Raw genomic sequence first — 18,209 nt, forward strand, 5'->3', positions numbered from 1 at the left:
TTGCGTATTAGTGCCCGGGTAACCACACTAGTCATACGGACAAGACAAGAATTTCACCATGATTAAAACTCGAAGCGGGCGCGAACAGGCCCTTGCAGAACGCGAACAACTGTTTATTGAAGCCACACGGCAGCAGCTGTGCAACGAGGGCCTGCTGGGTATCCAGATGGCCGCCATTGCGCGTAGCTGCAACTTCGCTACCGGCACGCTATACCACCACTTCGCCTCCAAGGAAGACCTGCTCATGGCGGTCTGTACGGAGCTTACTGCTACTCGACGCGAGTATTTCAAGCGGGTCGCGGACTCTTCCCTTAGCAGCCGCGACAAAATGATGGGCTTCTCCGTGGCTTTTGCCCTGTTTGCCCAACACCATCCTGAGCACTTCCGGCTCGAGCAATACGTCATGACCGATGTGGTCTGGCAGGCCGCTTCGACCCATCGCCGTGATCAGCTTCTGGAAGCACACCAGCCCATCGGTCGCATGGTCGAAGGCGTTGTGCAGGAAGCAATGGACAACGGCGAACTCGAAAGCCACGGGAATGCGCCGTTGACGTTCAGCGTTGGCCTGTGGGCCATGACGATTGGCATGCACACCCTGATTCATGCCGAAGGCATTCTCAACATGTATGCCCTGAACGATCCTTACCGGATGTTGCTGCGACACGTGCAGCTGCAACTCAATGCCATGCAATGGCAGCCGCTCGCCGAGAACCCTTTCGACGATGCTGCACTGAACAGCAAGGTATCAGAGCTGTGCAATGCGCTGTTTGGCGACCTCTGTAGCGACAAGAGCGGCTGCCTGAACCTGGACAGCGACCGCGCCTGCGGCTGATTGGCAAACGCCTTTTGACGCAAGCCACAAAAAAGCCCGGCATATGCCGGGCTTTTTTTATTTCAGCGTGGCTCGCCAAATTAATCTGCGCTGGCAACATCCTCAGACGCATCACGGGTCGCCTTTTCCGCCCTCAGACTTTCATGCTGGGCTGGCGTACAGCCAAGGCAACGCACAAAGGTGTTTTTGCCAGGATTCATCACCAGCACTTCCCCTGCCTCTCCGGCGTTCCCTCCGAGCAGGCTGAAGGGCAAAGTCACCACAAACAACCCAGCCCCAACGACGGTGGAGGCAAGCAATACCGGGCGGGCGATAATGGTGTCGGCAATCATCGCGATTTCCCCCGGACGATCTCCCGCCATGGTGCCAGCCACAGCCGGCATGGGAGCCATTGCGGTGAGCATCATGGTGGCGGCGAGTGCAGATGCCACTACCGGGCGCTTTGCTCGCTTCATGGTCAGTCCCTCTTGCGTTCTTATAGTTAAAGTATCGCTGACATTGTTTCAGCTAAGTCGTTAATATTCCGACAATTGCATCACAATCTACACCTTTGCACCAAGCCCGGCAATACGGAAATTGTTCAATCGTTGATCAGCGCTGACATTGCGGGCAATAACTGGTGCTACGCTGTCCGTGGCGATCTGCCTTGAGCACGGTTTTGCATTGAATGCACGGCTGCCCGGCCCGCCCATATACCCGTAGCGACTGGGCAAAATAGCCCGGCTGCCCGTCTGCCCGGGTAAAATCCCGCAGTGTGGTACCGCCCGCTTCAATGGCCTTCGCCAACACCGCTTTAATGGCTTCAGCCAGGCGATCATAACGCTCTCTGGATACCCTTCCTGCCGCCCTGGAGGGATGTATACCCGCCAGGAACAGGCTTTCCTGCGCATAGATATTGCCCACACCCACCACCGTGGCGTTATCCATAATGAAACTTTTCACCGCGACCTTGCGGCCACGGGAGCGGTCAAACAGCCGCTCGCCCGTGAAGTCGTCCCCCAACGGCTCCGGCCCCAGTTTCTCCAGCAGCGGGTGATCTGCCGCGCCCGCCTGAAACAGCACCGTGCCAAACCGGCGAGGATCATTGAACCGCAACACCTTGCCGTCATCGAGTCGCAAGTCCACATGATCATGCTTGCGCAGCGGGGTCCCCGCTTCCACTACCCGCAAGGTGCCAGACATCCCCAGATGGATCAGCAACTGCCCTTCGGCCAGCTGTATCAGCAGGTACTTGGCTCGCCGCTTCAGCCCCAGCACCGGGCAGTCTTTCAGCGCATACAGGGCCTCGCTGACCGGCCAGCGCAACCGCGCCTCACGCACATCCACACCCCGCAACACCCGCCCCTCAAGATGAGGACGGATACCCTGCAGGGTGGTTTCAACTTCGGGTAATTCAGGCATGGCAAAAGCAGTGAACAATGAATAGTTAACAGTGAATAGCTAGCATCCACTCGCTTCCGGTATGGTAGCATCACGAAGGTTCGCCGTTAGCCCTGTTTTCGCTGTTCACTGTTAACTATTCACTGTTCACTTTTATGCCTCTCTCATACTGGCTCGGTGTCGATACCGGCGGAACCTTTACGGATTTTGTGTTGCTCGGCGATGGGGAGCCACGCATTCACAAGGTGTTGTCCACACCGGACGCACCGGAGCGCGCGATCTTGCAGGGAATCGAGGCACTGGGCATGGGGGCGGCCATGGCCACCGGCGAACTGGCCATTGTTCATGGCACCACGGTGGCCACCAATGCAGCATTGGAAGGTAAAGGCGCGCGCACCGTTTTTGTCACCAACAGTGGTATCGAAGACATCCTGCGCATCGGCCGCCAGAATCGGGCCGAGCTGTATAACCTGACTCCCACGCCTGCCGCCTCTGCCCTGACCGACTTGCCCGTTGAAGGCATCAACGCACGGCTGGACGCCCGGGGCAACGAACTTCAGCCGCTCTCCAGCGACGAGATTGCCGATCTGGTCACCCGGATAAAACAGCATGATCCGCAGTCGGTGGCCATTTGCCTGTTGTTTGCCTATCTGCAGGGAGAACACGAGCAGCAACTGGCCGAGGCCCTGCGCGACGCCGGGCTCAGTGTCAGTACTTCCCATGAGATTGTCGCCACTCGCGGCGAATATGAACGCGGTCTGGCCACCTGGCTGAATGCGTGGCTGTCGCCCAAAGTGGCCGATTACCTGCAACGCCTGCAGCAGGCGACGCGCCCAGCCCCACTGGCGATCATGCAATCCCACGGCGGCACCATTGCCTCCGAGCAGGCTGCCGCACAGGCCGTTAACCTGCTGCTCTCCGGCCCGGCCGGGGGATTGGCCGCCGCCCACCGACTGGGCGAGCAACTGCAACAACCGAACCTGATGACTTTCGATATGGGCGGCACCTCAACGGACGTGGCCCTGCTCGATGGCGCCATTCGTCTCACCCAGCAGGGGCGCATCGGCCCCTACCCGGTGGCCGTGCCCATGGTCGACATGCATACCATTGGTGCCGGGGGCGGCTCGCTGGCCTACGTGGATGAGGCAGGCCTGCTGCACGTGGGCCCGCAATCCGCGGGCGCCTCCCCGGGGCCGGCCTGCTACGGACAGGGCGGCACCCAGGTCACCGTGACGGATGCCAATGTGGTATTGGGCCGCCTGCAACCAGCCTTTGCGCTTGGCGGCTCCCTGCAATTGGACGTGGCCGCGGCCAACGCCGCCATGGCCCGGCTTGGCAAGGCGCTGGGGCTGAGTGTGCAGGAAACCGCCGAGGGCGTTCTGGCCCTGGCCAATGAGCACATGACCCAGGCCCTGCGGGTGATCTCCATCCAGAAGGGGCATGACCCGGCAGATTTTGCCCTGATGAGCTTTGGTGGTGCCGGGGGGCTGCATGTGTGCGCCCTGGCTGACAACCTGGGTATGCGCCGTGCCATCGTGCCGCAACGTGCTGGCGTGCTGTCCGCGGAAGGGCTGGTTTACGCACCCCGCAAGCGCGAACTGCTGCAAGCCCTGGCTGATAACGCCAGTGAGGCCCAGCTTCTGGCTCTTCGCCAGCAGCTCGAGGTACAGGGCAGCCAGGAACTGCAGGCCGAGGGCGTTGACGCGCTGGATCTGCAATTCCAGACCTTTGTGGAGATGTGCTACCGGGGCCAATCTTCCGTGCTGCAGGTCATTTGGCGGGATGACCCTGCCGAGCGGGAGAGCGCCTTTCATGCAGCCCACGAGCAACGCTTTGGGCATCGCCTCGGCCTCCCCGTTCAGCAGGTGAACCTGCGTGTGCAGGTGCTGGCCAACAGCCAGACGCCAGACAGCCCCGCGCTCACCGCCGAGGCAGGTAAACCGTCCGGGCACGCCCAACTGCCCGGTATCGATACTCCCGTCGCCCTCTTCCAGCGGGAATCGCTGGGTGCCGGCCAGCGCCTTGAAGGCCCGGCCCTGATTGCCGAAGCTGTCGGCACCACCTGGCTTGCACCAGGCTGGCAGGCCACTGTCGACGCGCTGGGGCACCTGTTGCTGGAACGCGGGGCATCCCATGGTTGAGCGACCTCCGGCCTTTCTGCGCGATCAGGATGGCGGTTCAGGTAACGCTCTGCAGCCCCACCGCCTATCCCCACGGTCAACCATTGGCCAGAAAGTCCGAATTTGACCCATCCTGCGTCTTCTTCCCGTCATGGCGACTGGGCACAATAGCCACTCCGATTCTTTATTGTGCGACCCCATGCTTGATTTCATTCAAAACGGCCTGCTGGGCCTGAGCCTCGGAGAGCTGGTCCTGGTGACCCTCGCCATGACCCACGTGACCATTGTCAGCGTCACGGTCTACCTGCACCGCTACTCCGCCCACCGTGCCCTGGACCTGCACCCGGCCCTGAAGCACTTCTTTCGCCTGTGGCTGTGGCTGAGCACCGGCCAGAATACCCTCGAGTGGACCGCGATCCACCGCAAACACCACGCCAAGTGCGAGACCGAAGACGACCCGCACAGCCCGCAGGTGAAAGGCATCAAGAAGGTACTGCGTGAAGGTGCCGAACTGTACCGCGAAGAAGCCGAAAACCAGGAAACCCTGGCCAAATACGGCGCTGGCTGCCCGGACGACTGGCTGGAGCGCAACGTCTACTCCCGCTTTCCCATGGGCGGCATTGCCCTGATGGCAGTGATCGACCTGGCCCTGTTCGGCGTGTCCGGCATCACCGTTTGGGCCGTACAGATGATGTGGATCCCGGTATTCGCGGCCGGCGTCATCAATGGCATTGGCCACTTCTGGGGTTACCGCAATTTCGAATGCGCCGACGCCAGCCGCAACATTTCTCCGTGGGGCATCCTGATTGGCGGTGAAGAGCTGCACAACAACCACCACACCTACCCGAACTCGGCCAAGCTGTCCGTTCGCCGCTTCGAGTTCGATGCGGGCTGGGCCTGGATTCGCCTGTTTGAAATACTGAAGCTGGCCAAAGTGAAAAAGGTGGCGCCCAAGCCGGTCATCGACCGTGACGCCAAAAGTATCGACCTGGACGCCCTGCGCGGGGTGATGCAACACCGTTTTCAGGTGATGGCCAACTACCGCAAGTCTGTGATTGCACCGGTTTTCAAACAGGAGCGCGAGCGTGCCTGTGAAGCCACACGTGGACTCTACGCTCGCGCCCATGCGCTGTTGCACCGTGATGTATCCCTGATCAAACCGACTCAGCAGCAACGACTGGCCAGCCTCACCGACAGCAACGAGACCCTGCACGCGATCTACCAGTTCCGTCTGCGTCTGCAGGACATCTGGTCCCAGACCAGCCGTAACTCCACCGAAATGGTGGAAGCGCTGGAGCAGTGGTATCACGATGCCCGCGAATCCGGCATCGCTGCCTTGCAGGACTTTGCCGACCAGCTGACCCGTTACCGGCACGCCACCGCCTGATATCAAAACGGCCGCTTTCAGCGGCCGTTTTTTTATTTTTCGTGAGTCTCGAAAGCAGATTCAACCACTATTCCTCTGCACCCACCACCGCGATATTTTCTATCAGCTGGACAGAATCCTGGCTGGCAGCTGACACATTCACCGAAATACTGCCCAATCCAACCCCCAGAGTCCTCAGCAAGGGGTTAATCAACGCCTCACCGAGGCTCTCCACCACCGTTTCCAGTAACCCTTCTACCAGATCCACAATCGGGTTAAGCAGCAGATTCAGGTTCAAACTGCCCAGGCTGGTTTCCAGCAGTGACGCTTCATTAATCACAATATCCAGATCAAGCCCTGAGACACCGTCCCCTTCATCGCTGTAGCCAATCTCGTCACAACCGTCCACAGGATCACAATAGAGGTTATACCGGGGATCCATCGTAACGGTCTCCGTGACCCCCGGTACGGTTCCGTCCACTTCGGCATTGAGGTGCAGAATGCCATTAAGCGCTGGCAGCCCCAATAAACGTAAACGCCCCACATTGGCATCGAGAGGAGCCGCGATCAGACTACCGTCAGAGTCCAGGGAGCCAGTGACAATACGGGCTACCTCCCGTTCAACCTCGACCGTAAACTCAACACTGTTGCCTGACCCACTGGCACAATCCGCAGCCACCAAGGCGCCTCCGCCGCCGCCTGCATTCACCGCCAGCGGCACATCCAGTTCAGCAAGAGAAAACTCCAATAGAGGGCCCAGGCTGATTGGCAGAAGTTCCGCTTCTGCGGTCAACTGCAAGGTAATATCGGGGGCATAAAATCGTGTCCGCCAGTTTCCATCCTTGTCTTGCCGGGCAGGGCCGATTTTCACTGTAGGGGGCTCACCTACATGAAGGGATAAATCCACAGCCTCAATGTTGGCCACCAGCGGAATGGAAAGGCTGCTGATATTCACGGGCAAGGCGATCACACCATCTGATCCTGCCTGTTGCTGCTCGGCGATATTCAACACCAGACTGATTACCAGATCGTATATCGGAAACTCACTGTCATCCGGTACGGACGCATTTTCGACAACGTCTATCACATCGCCGATCTGTATGGTTTCGATACCCGGTGCGGCAGCAATATCATCAAGAAGGTCAGCAACCGGCCCGGCCAAACCCGCAACATCCCCCAACGCAGAGGCTAGCTGATCCGCATCCAGAGGCAACAAATCTACAACCTGATTAACCCCGAGATCGGTTAGCAAATCTCCGAGTCGAACGGTAGCGTTTTCAAGGCTGCTCAAACTGGTAGGATCCAATGCGAACCCGGGCTGCCCCAACACGGCACCCAGCAGCCCCCCCAGTAACGTGCCATCCCCGCCTACACTCGCCAGCCCACCGGCTGCGCTAATCGTTGCAACAACTTCCTTTCTGGCCGCCGCATTCACCGTCAAGTCCAGAGAACCGAACGTCGACTGCGGCAACAGCAAGGAAATCGGCTCGCTTCGCGTGAGAGACACCAGAACAGCGTTACTTTCTTCTATAAAGTTAACCGCATCGAACGCAAGAACGCCGTCATCATCCGCATCCTCTAGCACGCCAACCTGAACTAACAAGTCAGCATCCTCACCCGTGAAACCCTGGGCCCGAGCTGCGGTCAGAGCCCGTTGCCTCACAGTGGCGACAGAAGGCGTCAACCCTCCGCAGCTCTGGGTCGCTGAGGCGCCCGCCTGGGCCGCAACATTGACCAGAGCCTGCATGTCACTGCGCAGGGCATAGAGACGAGCGCCATCCAGCGCCAACACCGAAAGGGTGACGATAAGTAGCAACAGTAGCGGCGTGACCACACTGATCGCACCGCGCTGAAATTTAGTCGTCCCGGGTCTGTTCACCGAAGCTTTCCGGAATTGCCGTACGGAAGGAGTCCGCCAGACGACGCTGGCTATCGACATAAAGGGGTGCCGGCAGCTCGCTTTCTTCCACCTGGCGGGAGTCCCGCTGTTGATCCAGCAACCAGTCGGTCACGGTCTTTGGTGGGTTGCTGACCACCTGATCAGATACACCAAAGCTGTATTGTTGCTGAGGCTCCGCAGCCATCACACTGGCAGGAAGACACAGGCATAACAACCAACGCTTCATTTCAATACCCTCCCGAACTGCTCACGCAGTTTCTCGGCATAGGCCATTTCATCCGCCGTAAACCCATATTCGGATTTCAGCGTTTGCAGGCCTTTTTCATTGTCGGTCAAAAGGTATGCCACCGCCACATTCTGACGTACCGGTCCCTGACCGTTGGCTAACTCCAATGCGGTGCGCAACTCAAAGGCCGCATCCTCATAGCGCCCCACCAGTAACAGGGCATAACCATAGTCGTTTCTGACCTGAGCGGCAGCCGGCGCCAGATTTCTGGCTTTTTCAAGATGCCCCAACGACGCAACCACCTGATTGCGTTTCAGCAGCACCATCCCAAGACCATGCTCACTACGCCCATCTCCACAGCGGTTTACCATGGCACGAAATACGGCTTCGGACTCATCCAGCTTGCCTGATGCCGCCAACAACTGCCCATAGCGCAGCCAATGGTCCAGTGCATTCATCGGCTTGCCTTCAAGCCGTGCAAGAGCAGCGTGATTGCGGCCCTTGGCCATCAGGGTGTCGACCATTTCCAGATCCACTTTCTGCTCTGGCTGCAGGGCACTTTTGCAAACGATGTTATTCAGATCCAGCGTCTCCGACGCTGACTGTTCGGGCTGCTGATGAGCACATCCCGCCAGCATCACCACCGCTGCGTACACCCAGATTCGCATCATCGACTCCCTACCCATTTGATCCCTATCGTGTCAGGGCATCTGCGATAGACATTACCGCAGGCCCGCCAATTAAAATAAATAGCGCCGGCAACATGAACGCCATCATCACAACCGTCATTTTCGCGCCAATGCGATTGGTTTCCTCGCGGATACGATTACGCTCCACGCTCTGAGCTTCTACAATAATCTGGTCCAGGCTCACAGAGACACCGGCGCCAAGCTGGCTACTCTGTTTCATCAGCACCACATAGCTGCGCAGCACCGGAATACGCTTGTTTTGACCAAGTTCATCCAGGGCCTGGCTGCGTTCCGCGCCAGACTGCATCAAACGATTGAATCTATCGATGCGATGAATCAACACCGGTAGCAAAGGACGTCCCTGAACGCCAACAATGCGCATCACCCGCTCAAGGGAGAGGCCAGCTTCCATCAGCATGCGCGTCATGTGGCACAGCTCAACCGCTTCCAGGTTTTGCCGTAGCTCAGACTGCTCACCCATGCTGCGAATTAGTCGGCGAGGCACAACAAAAGCCAACGCGGATCCAATGACGCCACCCACCATGCCAAACACCAGAAAACTCACCAGCGAAACCAGTACTGGCAGTAACCAGCAGGCCACCAGATAGATCAGCGGAATCTGTTCACGGGTTTTTCCCATCCCGACCAGCGCCATGCGAATCTCTTGGTAATCACTGGCGGTAATCGATGACTGGGCAAGCAGATCACTGAGCCTGCGCATACCTCTTCGCGCTTCGGTCCCGGACCGTGTCCCTGTATTACTCTGTTCCTGCAAGCGCTGGTTAACGCGACTTTGAAGCTCCCAGTGGCGCCCTTTAAACAACAACCACAACGCAACGACCGATAGCAGCAAGGCAAGGGCTGGCAAGACATCATTCACGACCCACCCCCTGCACCATCCGCCAGATCACTATTACACCCAGAGTTTGAAGCACGCCGGCGACAATGAGCATGTTATGCCCGGTAGACGTATTCAGTAGCACTTCTGCATATTTCTCATTGATCAGCATCATGTAGACCGCCATACCAAGAGGCAAAAGCGTGAAGGCACCCGCGGTAAACCGGGTCTCCGCGGTTGATGCAAGAAACTCCCGTCGTAATTCCTGTTGGGAACGGAGTGAGTTGGCAACCTGCTGCAGAACAGGGCGTACGGATGAGCCAAACCGGGCAGAAGTGCGCAACGCGATCGAAACGAGCACTAGAGAAGCGACTTGATAGAGACGAGCAAAATCATCAAACAGCCTTGTGAAGTCACGCCCCGATTCAATGGCGCTTCGCAAACGGAACGTTAGCGGCGTGAACACTGGGGGAGCATCCTGGAAAGCTTCTTGCAAAGATGCCTCCAGAGATCGTCCTGCGTCCATGTAACGCAACACCGAATCCATAATTCCGGGCAACGATTCAAAAATCATGCGACGTTGCTGCTGAAAACGGTAGCGCCAATAAAGCCATGCACTGGCGAGCATCAACGCGAAAACCGCAACAGCGGGAATCCAGCCGGAACTGACAACCACTGTTACAAGGACAAAAAAAACCAGCACACCCAAGAGACCGAGTTGGCCACGCCCAAGCCGAATATCGGCACGCAGCAAAATTCTTTCCAAAGGCCCAACAGCGACCCGACCGGGTACCACTTCGGATACCAACTCCGAACGCTGCTCCAGACGCTGACGAACCCGGTTTTTCAAAAGATGGGTATGCCTGCGTCGGAACCACAGCAACTGCACCAACACCGTCAGCACAGCAATAATGCCAAGCGTCTGTGCCATACCAAGCAGCTGCACCGCACTCATGGGTCGCTCCGATACAGGTAATCCAGATGATAGGGGTCCTGCTCGGTGGGAGTGAGAGCGACTACCTCACTGACCCGACGCCGGCCATCGGGCAAGCGCTGCAACTGGATAATGACATCCAGTGCCGAACCAATCAGTCGCGAAATGGCCTGCTCACTGGCGTCATAGCCACTCACCGCCAGCAAGGTTTCTATTCGCACCAACGCATCGCGGGTACTGTTTGAATGGATCGTACTCATGGAGCCTTCGTGACCGGTGTTCATGGCCTGTAACAGCTCAATGATTTCGCTGGAGCGCACCTCGCCCAGGATAATCCGGTCCGGGCGCATCCGTAAGGCATTTACTACCAACTCACGGGCACTGATGCGGCCCTTGCCCTCGGTGTTGGCTGGCCGGGTCTCCAGTCGCACCACATGGGGATGGTGCAGCACCAGTTCTGCCGAATCCTCAATCGTCAGGATCCGTTCTTCCCGGGGGATATGCTGGCTGATCAGATTCAACATGGTGGTTTTACCGGTACCGGTACCACCACTGACAATGATATTTCGACGTGACTCTACCGCTTTGATCAAGGTGTCCAGGCAAGCTTGTGTCAGCGAACCACTCTCGATCAAAGCATCAGCACTAAGATGATTTCGGGTAAATTTGCGAATACTGATACTCGGGCCATCAAGAGCCAGCGGCGGAATGATGGCATTGACCCGGGAACCATCAGGTAGCCGGGCATCCACCATCGGACTGGACTCATCCAGACGCCGCCCCAGGGGAGCAAGCATGCGGCGAATGACTCGAATCACATGATCATCGTTGATAAACCTTACTGGCGCTTTTTGAAGAACTCCGGCCACCTCAATAAACACACTATCAGGACCGTTCACCAGAATATCGTTGATTTTGGGATCAGCCAGCAATGGTTCCAGTGGGCCAAAGCCGATCACTTCATCCAGAGTGTCTCGCGACAGCTGGTTGAGATCCTGAGTCGAGAGCGGCACCCGATTCAGGGCAATATGCTGCCCCACCGCATTGCGTACAAACTCAACCAGCACATCGTTATTGGCTTCGTTAACCTCAACACCATCTTCGTCCAGACGCTCCACAACCCAGCGGTGGGTACGGTCCTTGAGTTGTTGGTATTCTGCGTCTATCCGCCCAGCCACATCCGACTCCTGTCGTCTCTCGCGCTGTTAACGCTTGCCCCGCAATCGCTGCCACCAGGACTGTTCAACCACTTCATCCTGGCTTAGCTCCAATTTGCCCACCAGCGTCTGCAGCGAACGCGCATAGTGACAACGCGGCGCCTGTTCCTGTACCGGCAACCCGGTATTCATCGCCAGCAACCGGTGACGCCAATCCATAGGCAACCCCGCCAGCACCGGCATGCCTGCAGTCTCGGCCAACTCATCCAGCGATGGAGGCACGTGTGTATCAATGCCATCAACGACAAGACTGACACGGCTTTCTTTGCCCAGGTGCGCTCGCCACTCGCTTCCCAGGCTGCGCACCACATGGGCCTGATCTACCAGTGGATGCATGGCAATCAAAAGGTGACGCGCATGAATGCCCAGCGCGCGCACCCAATGGCGGCTTTGCAAGGTACCCACGTTGATGACAATGCGATCAAACATTTGCATCAGGTGATTCAGTGCGATGAAAAGATCCGCACTGCGGTCACCTTCCAGCTCATCGCGGCGCAAGCCACCAGCCAACAGTCGCAGTCCCGGACGATACTCTTCCAACGCAGTACCAATCAGGGTTTCATCCAGGGTCTCCGGACTGGCGAGCAGGTTCTCCAGGGTGTACTCGTTATGGATATCCAGATAAAAAATGCTGCGCCCACTGGGTTGCGTGTCGATGGCCAGACAGCGCTGGTCCGGAAACAACTGGTTCAGACCCAGCGCCACATTTTGCGCCAGAAAACGGGTGTCTACGGTATCGCTGGCAGACGCGACCAGCACAAGGTTGCTGTGAGTGGCACGCACCTGATCATCATAATGCCCAACCCGCAGCAACTGGTGTCGCCGCAAACGCTCACGGATATCAGAGGCATCGCTTCCTGCGACAAAGCAATCCCGGGCACCCGCGCGCATGGCCTGCAACAGCAGGTCCTGATTGGCACGACCGCATACCGTGATGACCGTCACCCAGGGGCGGGCGCTGGTCAGGGCGGTAATGATGGCCAGCGACTGGTCCATATCGGCTTCGGAAATCTCCACCATCACCACATGGGCCGTGGTCGCTTCCAATAACCGCAAGACACGCGTCAGGTCTGTCCGGCTCACCTGCTCAAGACGAAACGGCTCTTCTACCACCCGCTCCAGCCAGGTTTCCAGGCCGTTGTCATCCACCACGGACAGAACAATATCGTGGTCACTCATGGCATCACCAGCTCAGACCATGACGGATCGGTTGCGACCCGCGGCGACTTTCTGTGGCCATGTCCAGCCACCCCATGCTGCTGTTGTGATAGCCCGCTCCCGGCAAGGTCACCGGCGGCTCAGTGCTGTTCTGCGGTGTTACCAGGTGCGGCGTTACCACCATCACCAACTCCTTGTCATTCTTCTCAATGCGAGAGGAGCGGAAGAAGGCGCCCAGCAACGGGATGTTGCCAATGCCTGGCAGGCGGTCGCTATTGTTGATGGTGTTGCGGCTAACCAAACCACTAATGATGAAGGTTTCACCGGGCGCCAGCGAAACGGTAGTTTCGGCACGCCGCACCCGCAGCCCGGGCACTGCGACCCCGCCTGTTTCCACCCCGGCGGAAAAATCCAGCTCGGACACTTCCGGCGCGACCTTAAGAATAATTTGCGATTCGTCAATCACCGTGGGGGTCAGGCTCAGGCCAATCCCGAACTCCTTGAACTCAATCTGCACCCCGTCTGTGGTACTGCGCGTTGGCACCGGAAACTCCCCGCCTGAGAGAAAACTGGCGCTCTGGCCCGACAGACTGGTGAGTGAGGGCTCCGCCAGAGTGTAGGCAAAACCGCCGGCTTCCAGCGCATTGATCGCCACCACTGAGTTGGAACCAAACTTGAACAGATTGAAGCCTTCTGAATTGATCGGCACCGGTGCCACCCCGGGCGTTTGGAACCCGCCCCCCGGTACCGCAATCCCGGCACCGGATGCCCCGCCATCCCACACATTGCTATAGCTGATACCCATCTGGTTCAACTCAGAGCGACTGACTTCCAGCACACGGATATCAGTTTGCACCTGAGTACCGAAAGGCAACGACGACCCCAGCGTTGTCGCCACTACAACCGTGCTGCGCAATGGCTTGCTTTCGCCACGAAGCCAAATCGACAGCACAGCAGAACCTTCTTCCTTGGCGGTCAGCAATAACTCCTGGCTGCCCGTCACCGTTAACGCGGCCACCGCCGGATCAGATGTAGCTACTTTTGCCACTGCCGCGGGGAACGACAGGACTTTCTGGTCTCCCGGGGCCACCCGCATGGAGCCACTGAAACCCTCCGCCCAGCTCACCACACTGACACAACCCGCCAGCAGCAGCACCAGCGCCCGACTCCATGCTTTAACGTACATAGGTGCTCCTTGAATCCGATCCTTCGTAAACTTCTACCCGTTGCCCCGGGGCAGCCTTGGGAGCCGACTTCGTGCCCGCCGGGAACAGATCCCGGAAGTAAACCGGCTTGCCCGCCCTGGACGTGTCGGCCACGGCTTTGTCTTCACTGGCCACCACCGCCAGACGCAGCACACCCTCTTCTGCTGCCAGCAACAATGCCGGCACCTTTTCCCCAGGCACAGCGAGTACCACAGTGTGATTGCGGCGCTGAGCCTCGCTGGCCGCCTCGGTATCTGCTACCGCCATCGCGCCTTTCACCGCCAGTACCTGAACATGGTTGAGCAGCACCATCGCGGCCGGGTTATCGCGCTCCATGCCCTTGCGGAACGCCACAACCACATCCACGAGATCGCCCGGCTGCAGCAGCCCACCGGCCATCACCACATCATCAACGGCCACGGCTACCGCACGGAACCCGGCAGGCACGTTGCCCGGCAGCGTCCCCCCCGGTTCAAGATGATTGCGAGATAGCAGCTCACCCGGGCGGGCAAACTGGCGAAGGGCCTTGCCGACAACCTTTTCATCGGCATTCAGCACATTGGCGATAGGGGCAGGGGAAGACACCACCGCAAGCGATTCTTCCTCCAGGGTGTCGCCTACGTTCAGGCTTTCGGTCACGACCCAATATCGATAGGCAGGCGCCTGGGGCTGAGTTTCACGCTCACGTTGCTGATCTACCCCCAGAGAGGGAGCAGGGTCGCGGTTTAGCCCGGCGAGGGCGAGAATCAGAGCCACCAGCGCAACCACCAGCGCGGGCAACATGTACAACAATCTAGAACCCATGTTCGCTCCGGAACATCCCTGTCTGTTCTGTTTGTTATGCCAGACCGCTCAGGGCTTTACTCAGAAAGCCGCCCTGGCGTCCACATCCAGCTGCGCAGGCAGCGGCGGAAACTCCCCCAGCATGCCAAAATCCAATGCGGGCACGACCGGGTTGGTTTGATAATTCGGATACACCAACCGGCAATGCAACATTTCCACCCCCCCCACCGTTTCCAGTGCACAAGCGGCACTGGTATCCAGATCACGGAGGCTCGGTGGCAACTGCGCCACCAACGCAGCCAATGCTGTGTTTGCGCGTGTCGTCACTGCGCTACCCAGATTGTCTGAAAACCGGGAGCGGTCGAGGTAGAGCGCGGTCTCGACCGCGCCATCCACCGCGCTCTGCATACGATACTGTGCGAAAAAGGTCAGGCCGTATACCGCCGAACCGTAGAGCATGGCTACCACGAACGGAAACAGCATAAGGAATTCGAGCGCAACCGCGCCGGATTCAGGGTAACGACCTTTCACGTGAAGATGCCCTTCAAGATACCGGGATCAGGTCCCGCCGCCGCCATTTGAGGCATCGGAAAACAGGTCGGAAAATGCGCTATTCAGGGCGTCCTGTACCGTGGTGTTGGTTGCCAGTACGCCAATGATGGTGATCAGGGCGGCTGCCAGCACGATATATTCCAGTGCACTGGCTCCACGCTGGTGCCGTGCCGTGCCGGAAACCCCACCATACAACCGCATCAAAACGGCGTGGTAGAACTGCTTGATACTGCTCATGGGTACTCTCCCTTCATTTCCCTATGTTATGCGCTTCATATGCGCAAATATGAATCCAATACTGAAATGCTATTCGCGTCTTGTGAAAGCTACAAGCAACAGTCCGTTGGCTTTATGTAGCTGAATCAATAACACGCCTTGGCGGCCGCAATCTCAAGGGGCACGTGCGATCCGGCGCTAATTGGAGTCATCTTGGCGACAAGCGGTATCACTTTCAAAATGTGACACATGTCTCAATTTGCATCAAGACGTCACTCCTGCCCGCAAACCGTCGACGCCCACCCTGACGGCAACAACAATCCTGGCGAAACAGACAAATGTCGCCCATAAAAAAACCCGGGCGCTGCCCGGGTTTTTCCGTCCGTATTGCCAGGTGGAACCCTATCGATCAAATTACTTGATCTTGGCTTCCTTGTAGGCAACGTGCTTGCGCACAACCGGATCGTACTTCTTGGTTTCCATCTTTTCGGGATGGAGACGCTTGTTCTTGGTGGTGGTGTAGAAATGGCCAGTGCCCGCAGAGGACACCAGACGAATCTTTTCGCGAATCGGACCAGCCATGGGTTAACTCCTTAATTCAGTCTTAAACGCGTTCGCCGCGGGCACGGATTTCCGCCAGAACGGAATCGATGCCTTTCTTGTCGATAATGCGCATACCCTTGGAGCTGACGCGCAGGCGAACGAAACGCTTCTCGGACTCAACCCAGAAACGGTGATGATGCAGATTCGGCTCAAAACGACGCTTGGTTTTGATGTGCGAATGCGAAATGTTGTTGCCCGTTACAGGGCGCTTACCGGTCACCTGGCAAACTTTGGACATTGTCTTGCTCCGTAAATCTTCTTGCGGGGGACGGTAGAGCCCCGGAAAAGGCGCGTTTTATACCAGTACGCTGGTCAGGATTCAAGCGCTATCTTGGATCCACGCCCGGATTCACCAACATTCAATGGGTTACGATGGCTGCCACAAACCCCGCGGAGATCGACCTTCGCCGAAAACCCAAACGCAGATCAGCCGAAGGGGTGAGCGCAACGAGCCATTTCCGCCACTCAGCCCCTGGTTAAAGCGCCCCACGGGAGGCCAACGAGACCCAGCCTCCGTCACCGATCACCAGGTGGTCCAGCACACGGATATCCACCAGCCCCAGAGCCTCCACCAGTCGCCGGGTAATCGCGTGGTCCGCCTGGCTCGGTTCGGCAACCCCGGAAGGGTGATTATGGGACAGGATCACCGCCGCGGCGTTGAGCTCCATCGCACGCCGTACCACTTCACGGGGATACACCGCCGCCGCATCAATGGTGCCCTGAAACAGCTTTTCGAAAGCAATCAGCCGATGCTTGTTGTCCAGAAACAGGCAGGCAAACACCTCATAGGGCAAACCGCGCAGGCGGGCCGTCAGTAATTGCCCGGCCTTGTCCGGATTATCCAGGGGCATGCCACGCTCCAGCGGTTCCGCCAGATAGCGCCGCCCCAGCTCCAGCGCCGCCAGCAACAATGCACGGCGGGCCACCCCCATCCCCGGCAGCCGCGCCATCACCTCCGGGCTGCTGTCCAACATCGCCCGCAACCCCCCGCCAGCAGCCAGCTGCTGGCGGGCCAGGTCCACTGCCGTGACACCTCGCAGACCAGTGCGCAAGAAGATCGCCAGCAGCTCTGCATCACTGAGTGATTCGGCCCCACGGCTTAGCAGCTTTTCCCTGGGCCGCTCATCCACGGGCCAGTCAGTAATCGCCATTACGCTCCCCTGAAGTGATCAAAACGCCCCTTTATGCACCAGCAGTGGGCGGCAATGGCGCGCCAAAAAGGCCCGCTTTATCGCTGCCAGCCACCAACTCATTGATTTTCATAGCAACACACCACTGGCCCAGTCCTTGCTCCACCCCTGTCGTCAACGCCCGCACAAACAACAACAGCATGAGATACGACCATGAAACGCCTGCTCCTTCCGCTTGTTGCCCTGCTCCTGCCCCTGCTTATCCCGACTCCGGTCATGGCTATCAATGATGCCGAAGCCGTCAACATTTCAGGGCGCCAGCGCATGCTCACCCAGCGAATGATGAAGAACCACTTGCTGATTGGCGCAGAAATCCAGACCGATAAAGCCCAGCGGCAACTGGACGAAGCCGTCGCTCTGTTTGAAGAACAGCTGCTGATGCTACGCGACTACAGCCCCACGGCTGCCATCGACAGCAAACTGGATACCGTAGAGGCCCTGTGGTTTCCGCACCGGCTACGCATCATCAGCGCCCCCAGCAAGACCGGCGCCTCCCTGCTGATGGAGGACAACCTGGCGCTTCTGAAAGCCTGTGATGACGTGGTCAAAGCCATCGAAGCCCACTCCGGGATCGACAGTGCCCGGCTCGTTAACCTCTCCGGCCGCCAGCGCATGCTCTCGCAGAAGATCGCCAAGGTGTACGTGGCACGCGCCTGGCGGGTCCGCTCCGACAGCCTGAAGCAGGAACTGGATGATGCCATCACCCTGTTCGACCGCTCCCTCAACGAACTGGAAAGCTATCCCAGCAACACCGACGAGCTACGTGACGCCCTGCAACGGGTACGCAATCAATGGGACTTCTCACGCACCGGCTTCCAGCTGGAAGACAGTGGCCGCTACGTCCCCACGATAATCGCCGTGACCACCGATTCCATCCTCTCGCGCATGGATGCCATTACCTTCCAGTACCAGAATCTCATGCAGCAGAACGTGCATTAAGGTACTGGATTGGCGGGGAGTCCCTTAGCACTCCCCTTAGTGCTACCCTATGCGCCTGAAT

The 18,209-nt window shown here is 58.3% G+C and carries 20 protein-coding genes; 4 read left to right on the top strand and 16 right to left on the bottom strand.

Annotation, left to right across the window (positions count from 1 at the left end; all coding sequences use genetic code 11):
- Positions 1 to 58: 58 nt before the first annotated feature.
- Positions 59 to 832, top strand: coding sequence for a TetR/AcrR family transcriptional regulator (locus D4A39_RS07525; protein WP_119917800.1), 774 nt, complete (start codon positions 59 to 61; stop codon positions 830 to 832).
- Positions 833 to 912: 80 nt separating this feature from the next.
- Here D4A39_RS07525 and D4A39_RS07530 read toward each other — a convergent pair whose 3' ends face one another.
- Both D4A39_RS07530 and mutM read right to left on the bottom strand, forming a co-directional pair.
- Positions 913 to 1,287 (bottom strand): hypothetical protein, encoded by a 375-nt coding sequence (locus D4A39_RS07530; protein ID WP_022985727.1) that lies wholly within the window; start codon positions 1,285 to 1,287, stop codon positions 913 to 915.
- A 136-nt stretch (positions 1,288 to 1,423) separates the two neighbouring features.
- A complete protein-coding gene (mutM, locus tag D4A39_RS07535) occupies positions 1,424 to 2,233 on the bottom strand; it encodes a bifunctional DNA-formamidopyrimidine glycosylase/DNA-(apurinic or apyrimidinic site) lyase (RefSeq protein ID WP_022985728.1) in 810 nt (269 codons plus the stop codon).
- A gap of 134 nt (positions 2,234 to 2,367) precedes the next feature.
- On the opposite strand from mutM, the gene D4A39_RS07540 reads away from it, so the two are divergent.
- A complete protein-coding gene (locus D4A39_RS07540) occupies positions 2,368 to 4,353 on the top strand; it encodes a hydantoinase/oxoprolinase family protein (RefSeq protein WP_119917801.1) in 1,986 nt (661 codons plus the stop codon).
- Positions 4,354 to 4,531: 178 nt separating this feature from the next.
- Positions 4,532 to 5,719, top strand: a complete 1,188-nt coding sequence (locus tag D4A39_RS07545; protein WP_022985730.1) for a DesA family fatty acid desaturase — start codon at positions 4,532 to 4,534, stop codon at positions 5,717 to 5,719.
- A gap of 67 nt (positions 5,720 to 5,786) precedes the next feature.
- On the opposite strand, the gene D4A39_RS07550 is transcribed toward D4A39_RS07545, so the two are convergent.
- The 14 genes from D4A39_RS07550 to radC form a co-directional block, all read right to left on the bottom strand.
- On the bottom strand, positions 5,787 to 7,577 hold the full coding sequence (locus D4A39_RS07550; RefSeq protein ID WP_102790485.1) for a Tad domain-containing protein: 1,791 nt from the start codon (positions 7,575 to 7,577) through the stop codon (positions 5,787 to 5,789).
- Complete coding sequence (locus tag D4A39_RS07555) at positions 7,555 to 7,824, bottom strand: hypothetical protein (protein WP_102790484.1); 270 nt, start codon at positions 7,822 to 7,824, stop codon at positions 7,555 to 7,557. Before D4A39_RS07555 ends, D4A39_RS07550 begins: the two co-directional genes overlap by 23 nt.
- On the bottom strand, positions 7,821 to 8,492 hold the full coding sequence (locus D4A39_RS07560) for a tetratricopeptide repeat protein (protein ID WP_022985733.1): 672 nt from the start codon (positions 8,490 to 8,492) through the stop codon (positions 7,821 to 7,823). Before D4A39_RS07560 ends, D4A39_RS07555 begins: the two co-directional genes overlap by 4 nt.
- A gap of 25 nt (positions 8,493 to 8,517) precedes the next feature.
- Positions 8,518 to 9,234 (bottom strand): type II secretion system F family protein, encoded by a 717-nt coding sequence (locus D4A39_RS07565; protein ID WP_022985734.1) that lies wholly within the window; start codon positions 9,232 to 9,234, stop codon positions 8,518 to 8,520.
- 151 nt (positions 9,235 to 9,385) lie between these two features.
- Entirely contained in the window at positions 9,386 to 10,306 is a 921-nt protein-coding gene (locus tag D4A39_RS07570) for a type II secretion system F family protein (RefSeq protein WP_022985735.1), read from the bottom strand.
- Complete coding sequence (locus D4A39_RS07575; protein WP_022985736.1) at positions 10,303 to 11,463, bottom strand: TadA family conjugal transfer-associated ATPase; 1,161 nt, start codon at positions 11,461 to 11,463, stop codon at positions 10,303 to 10,305. Before D4A39_RS07575 ends, D4A39_RS07570 begins: the two co-directional genes overlap by 4 nt.
- Before the next feature lie 27 nt (positions 11,464 to 11,490).
- Positions 11,491 to 12,681: a CpaE/TadZ family protein gene (locus D4A39_RS07580; RefSeq protein ID WP_022985737.1), complete on the bottom strand. Its 1,191-nt coding sequence runs from the start codon at positions 12,679 to 12,681 to the stop codon at positions 11,491 to 11,493.
- Positions 12,682 to 12,685: 4 nt separating this feature from the next.
- Positions 12,686 to 13,846: a type II and III secretion system protein family protein gene (locus D4A39_RS07585; RefSeq protein WP_022985738.1), complete on the bottom strand. Its 1,161-nt coding sequence runs from the start codon at positions 13,844 to 13,846 to the stop codon at positions 12,686 to 12,688.
- Positions 13,836 to 14,669, bottom strand: a complete 834-nt coding sequence (gene cpaB, locus D4A39_RS07590; RefSeq protein ID WP_119917802.1) for a Flp pilus assembly protein CpaB — start codon at positions 14,667 to 14,669, stop codon at positions 13,836 to 13,838. Before cpaB ends, D4A39_RS07585 begins: the two co-directional genes overlap by 11 nt.
- 60 nt (positions 14,670 to 14,729) lie before the next feature.
- Positions 14,730 to 15,179, bottom strand: coding sequence for a TadE/TadG family type IV pilus assembly protein (locus D4A39_RS07595; protein ID WP_022985740.1), 450 nt, complete (start codon positions 15,177 to 15,179; stop codon positions 14,730 to 14,732).
- A gap of 27 nt (positions 15,180 to 15,206) precedes the next feature.
- Positions 15,207 to 15,437, bottom strand: a complete 231-nt coding sequence (locus tag D4A39_RS07600) for a Flp family type IVb pilin (protein ID WP_022985741.1) — start codon at positions 15,435 to 15,437, stop codon at positions 15,207 to 15,209.
- A 393-nt stretch (positions 15,438 to 15,830) separates the two neighbouring features.
- Entirely contained in the window at positions 15,831 to 15,998 is a 168-nt protein-coding gene (gene rpmG, locus D4A39_RS07605; protein WP_007151127.1) for a 50S ribosomal protein L33, read from the bottom strand.
- Between the two features lie 22 nt (positions 15,999 to 16,020).
- A complete protein-coding gene (rpmB, locus tag D4A39_RS07610) occupies positions 16,021 to 16,257 on the bottom strand; it encodes a 50S ribosomal protein L28 (RefSeq protein WP_022985742.1) in 237 nt (78 codons plus the stop codon).
- 238 nt (positions 16,258 to 16,495) lie between these two features.
- On the bottom strand, positions 16,496 to 17,170 hold the full coding sequence (gene radC / locus D4A39_RS07615) for a RadC family protein (RefSeq protein ID WP_119917803.1): 675 nt from the start codon (positions 17,168 to 17,170) through the stop codon (positions 16,496 to 16,498).
- A gap of 192 nt (positions 17,171 to 17,362) precedes the next feature.
- On the opposite strand from radC, the gene D4A39_RS07620 reads away from it, so the two are divergent.
- Entirely contained in the window at positions 17,363 to 18,148 is a 786-nt protein-coding gene (locus D4A39_RS07620) for a type IV pili methyl-accepting chemotaxis transducer N-terminal domain-containing protein (RefSeq protein ID WP_119917804.1), read from the top strand.
- The last annotated feature ends 61 nt before the right edge of the window (positions 18,149 to 18,209 follow it).

The organism is Alcanivorax profundi (assembly GCF_003597125.1).
GTDB classification, from domain to species: Bacteria; Pseudomonadota; Gammaproteobacteria; order Pseudomonadales; family Alcanivoracaceae; genus Alcanivorax; species Alcanivorax profundi.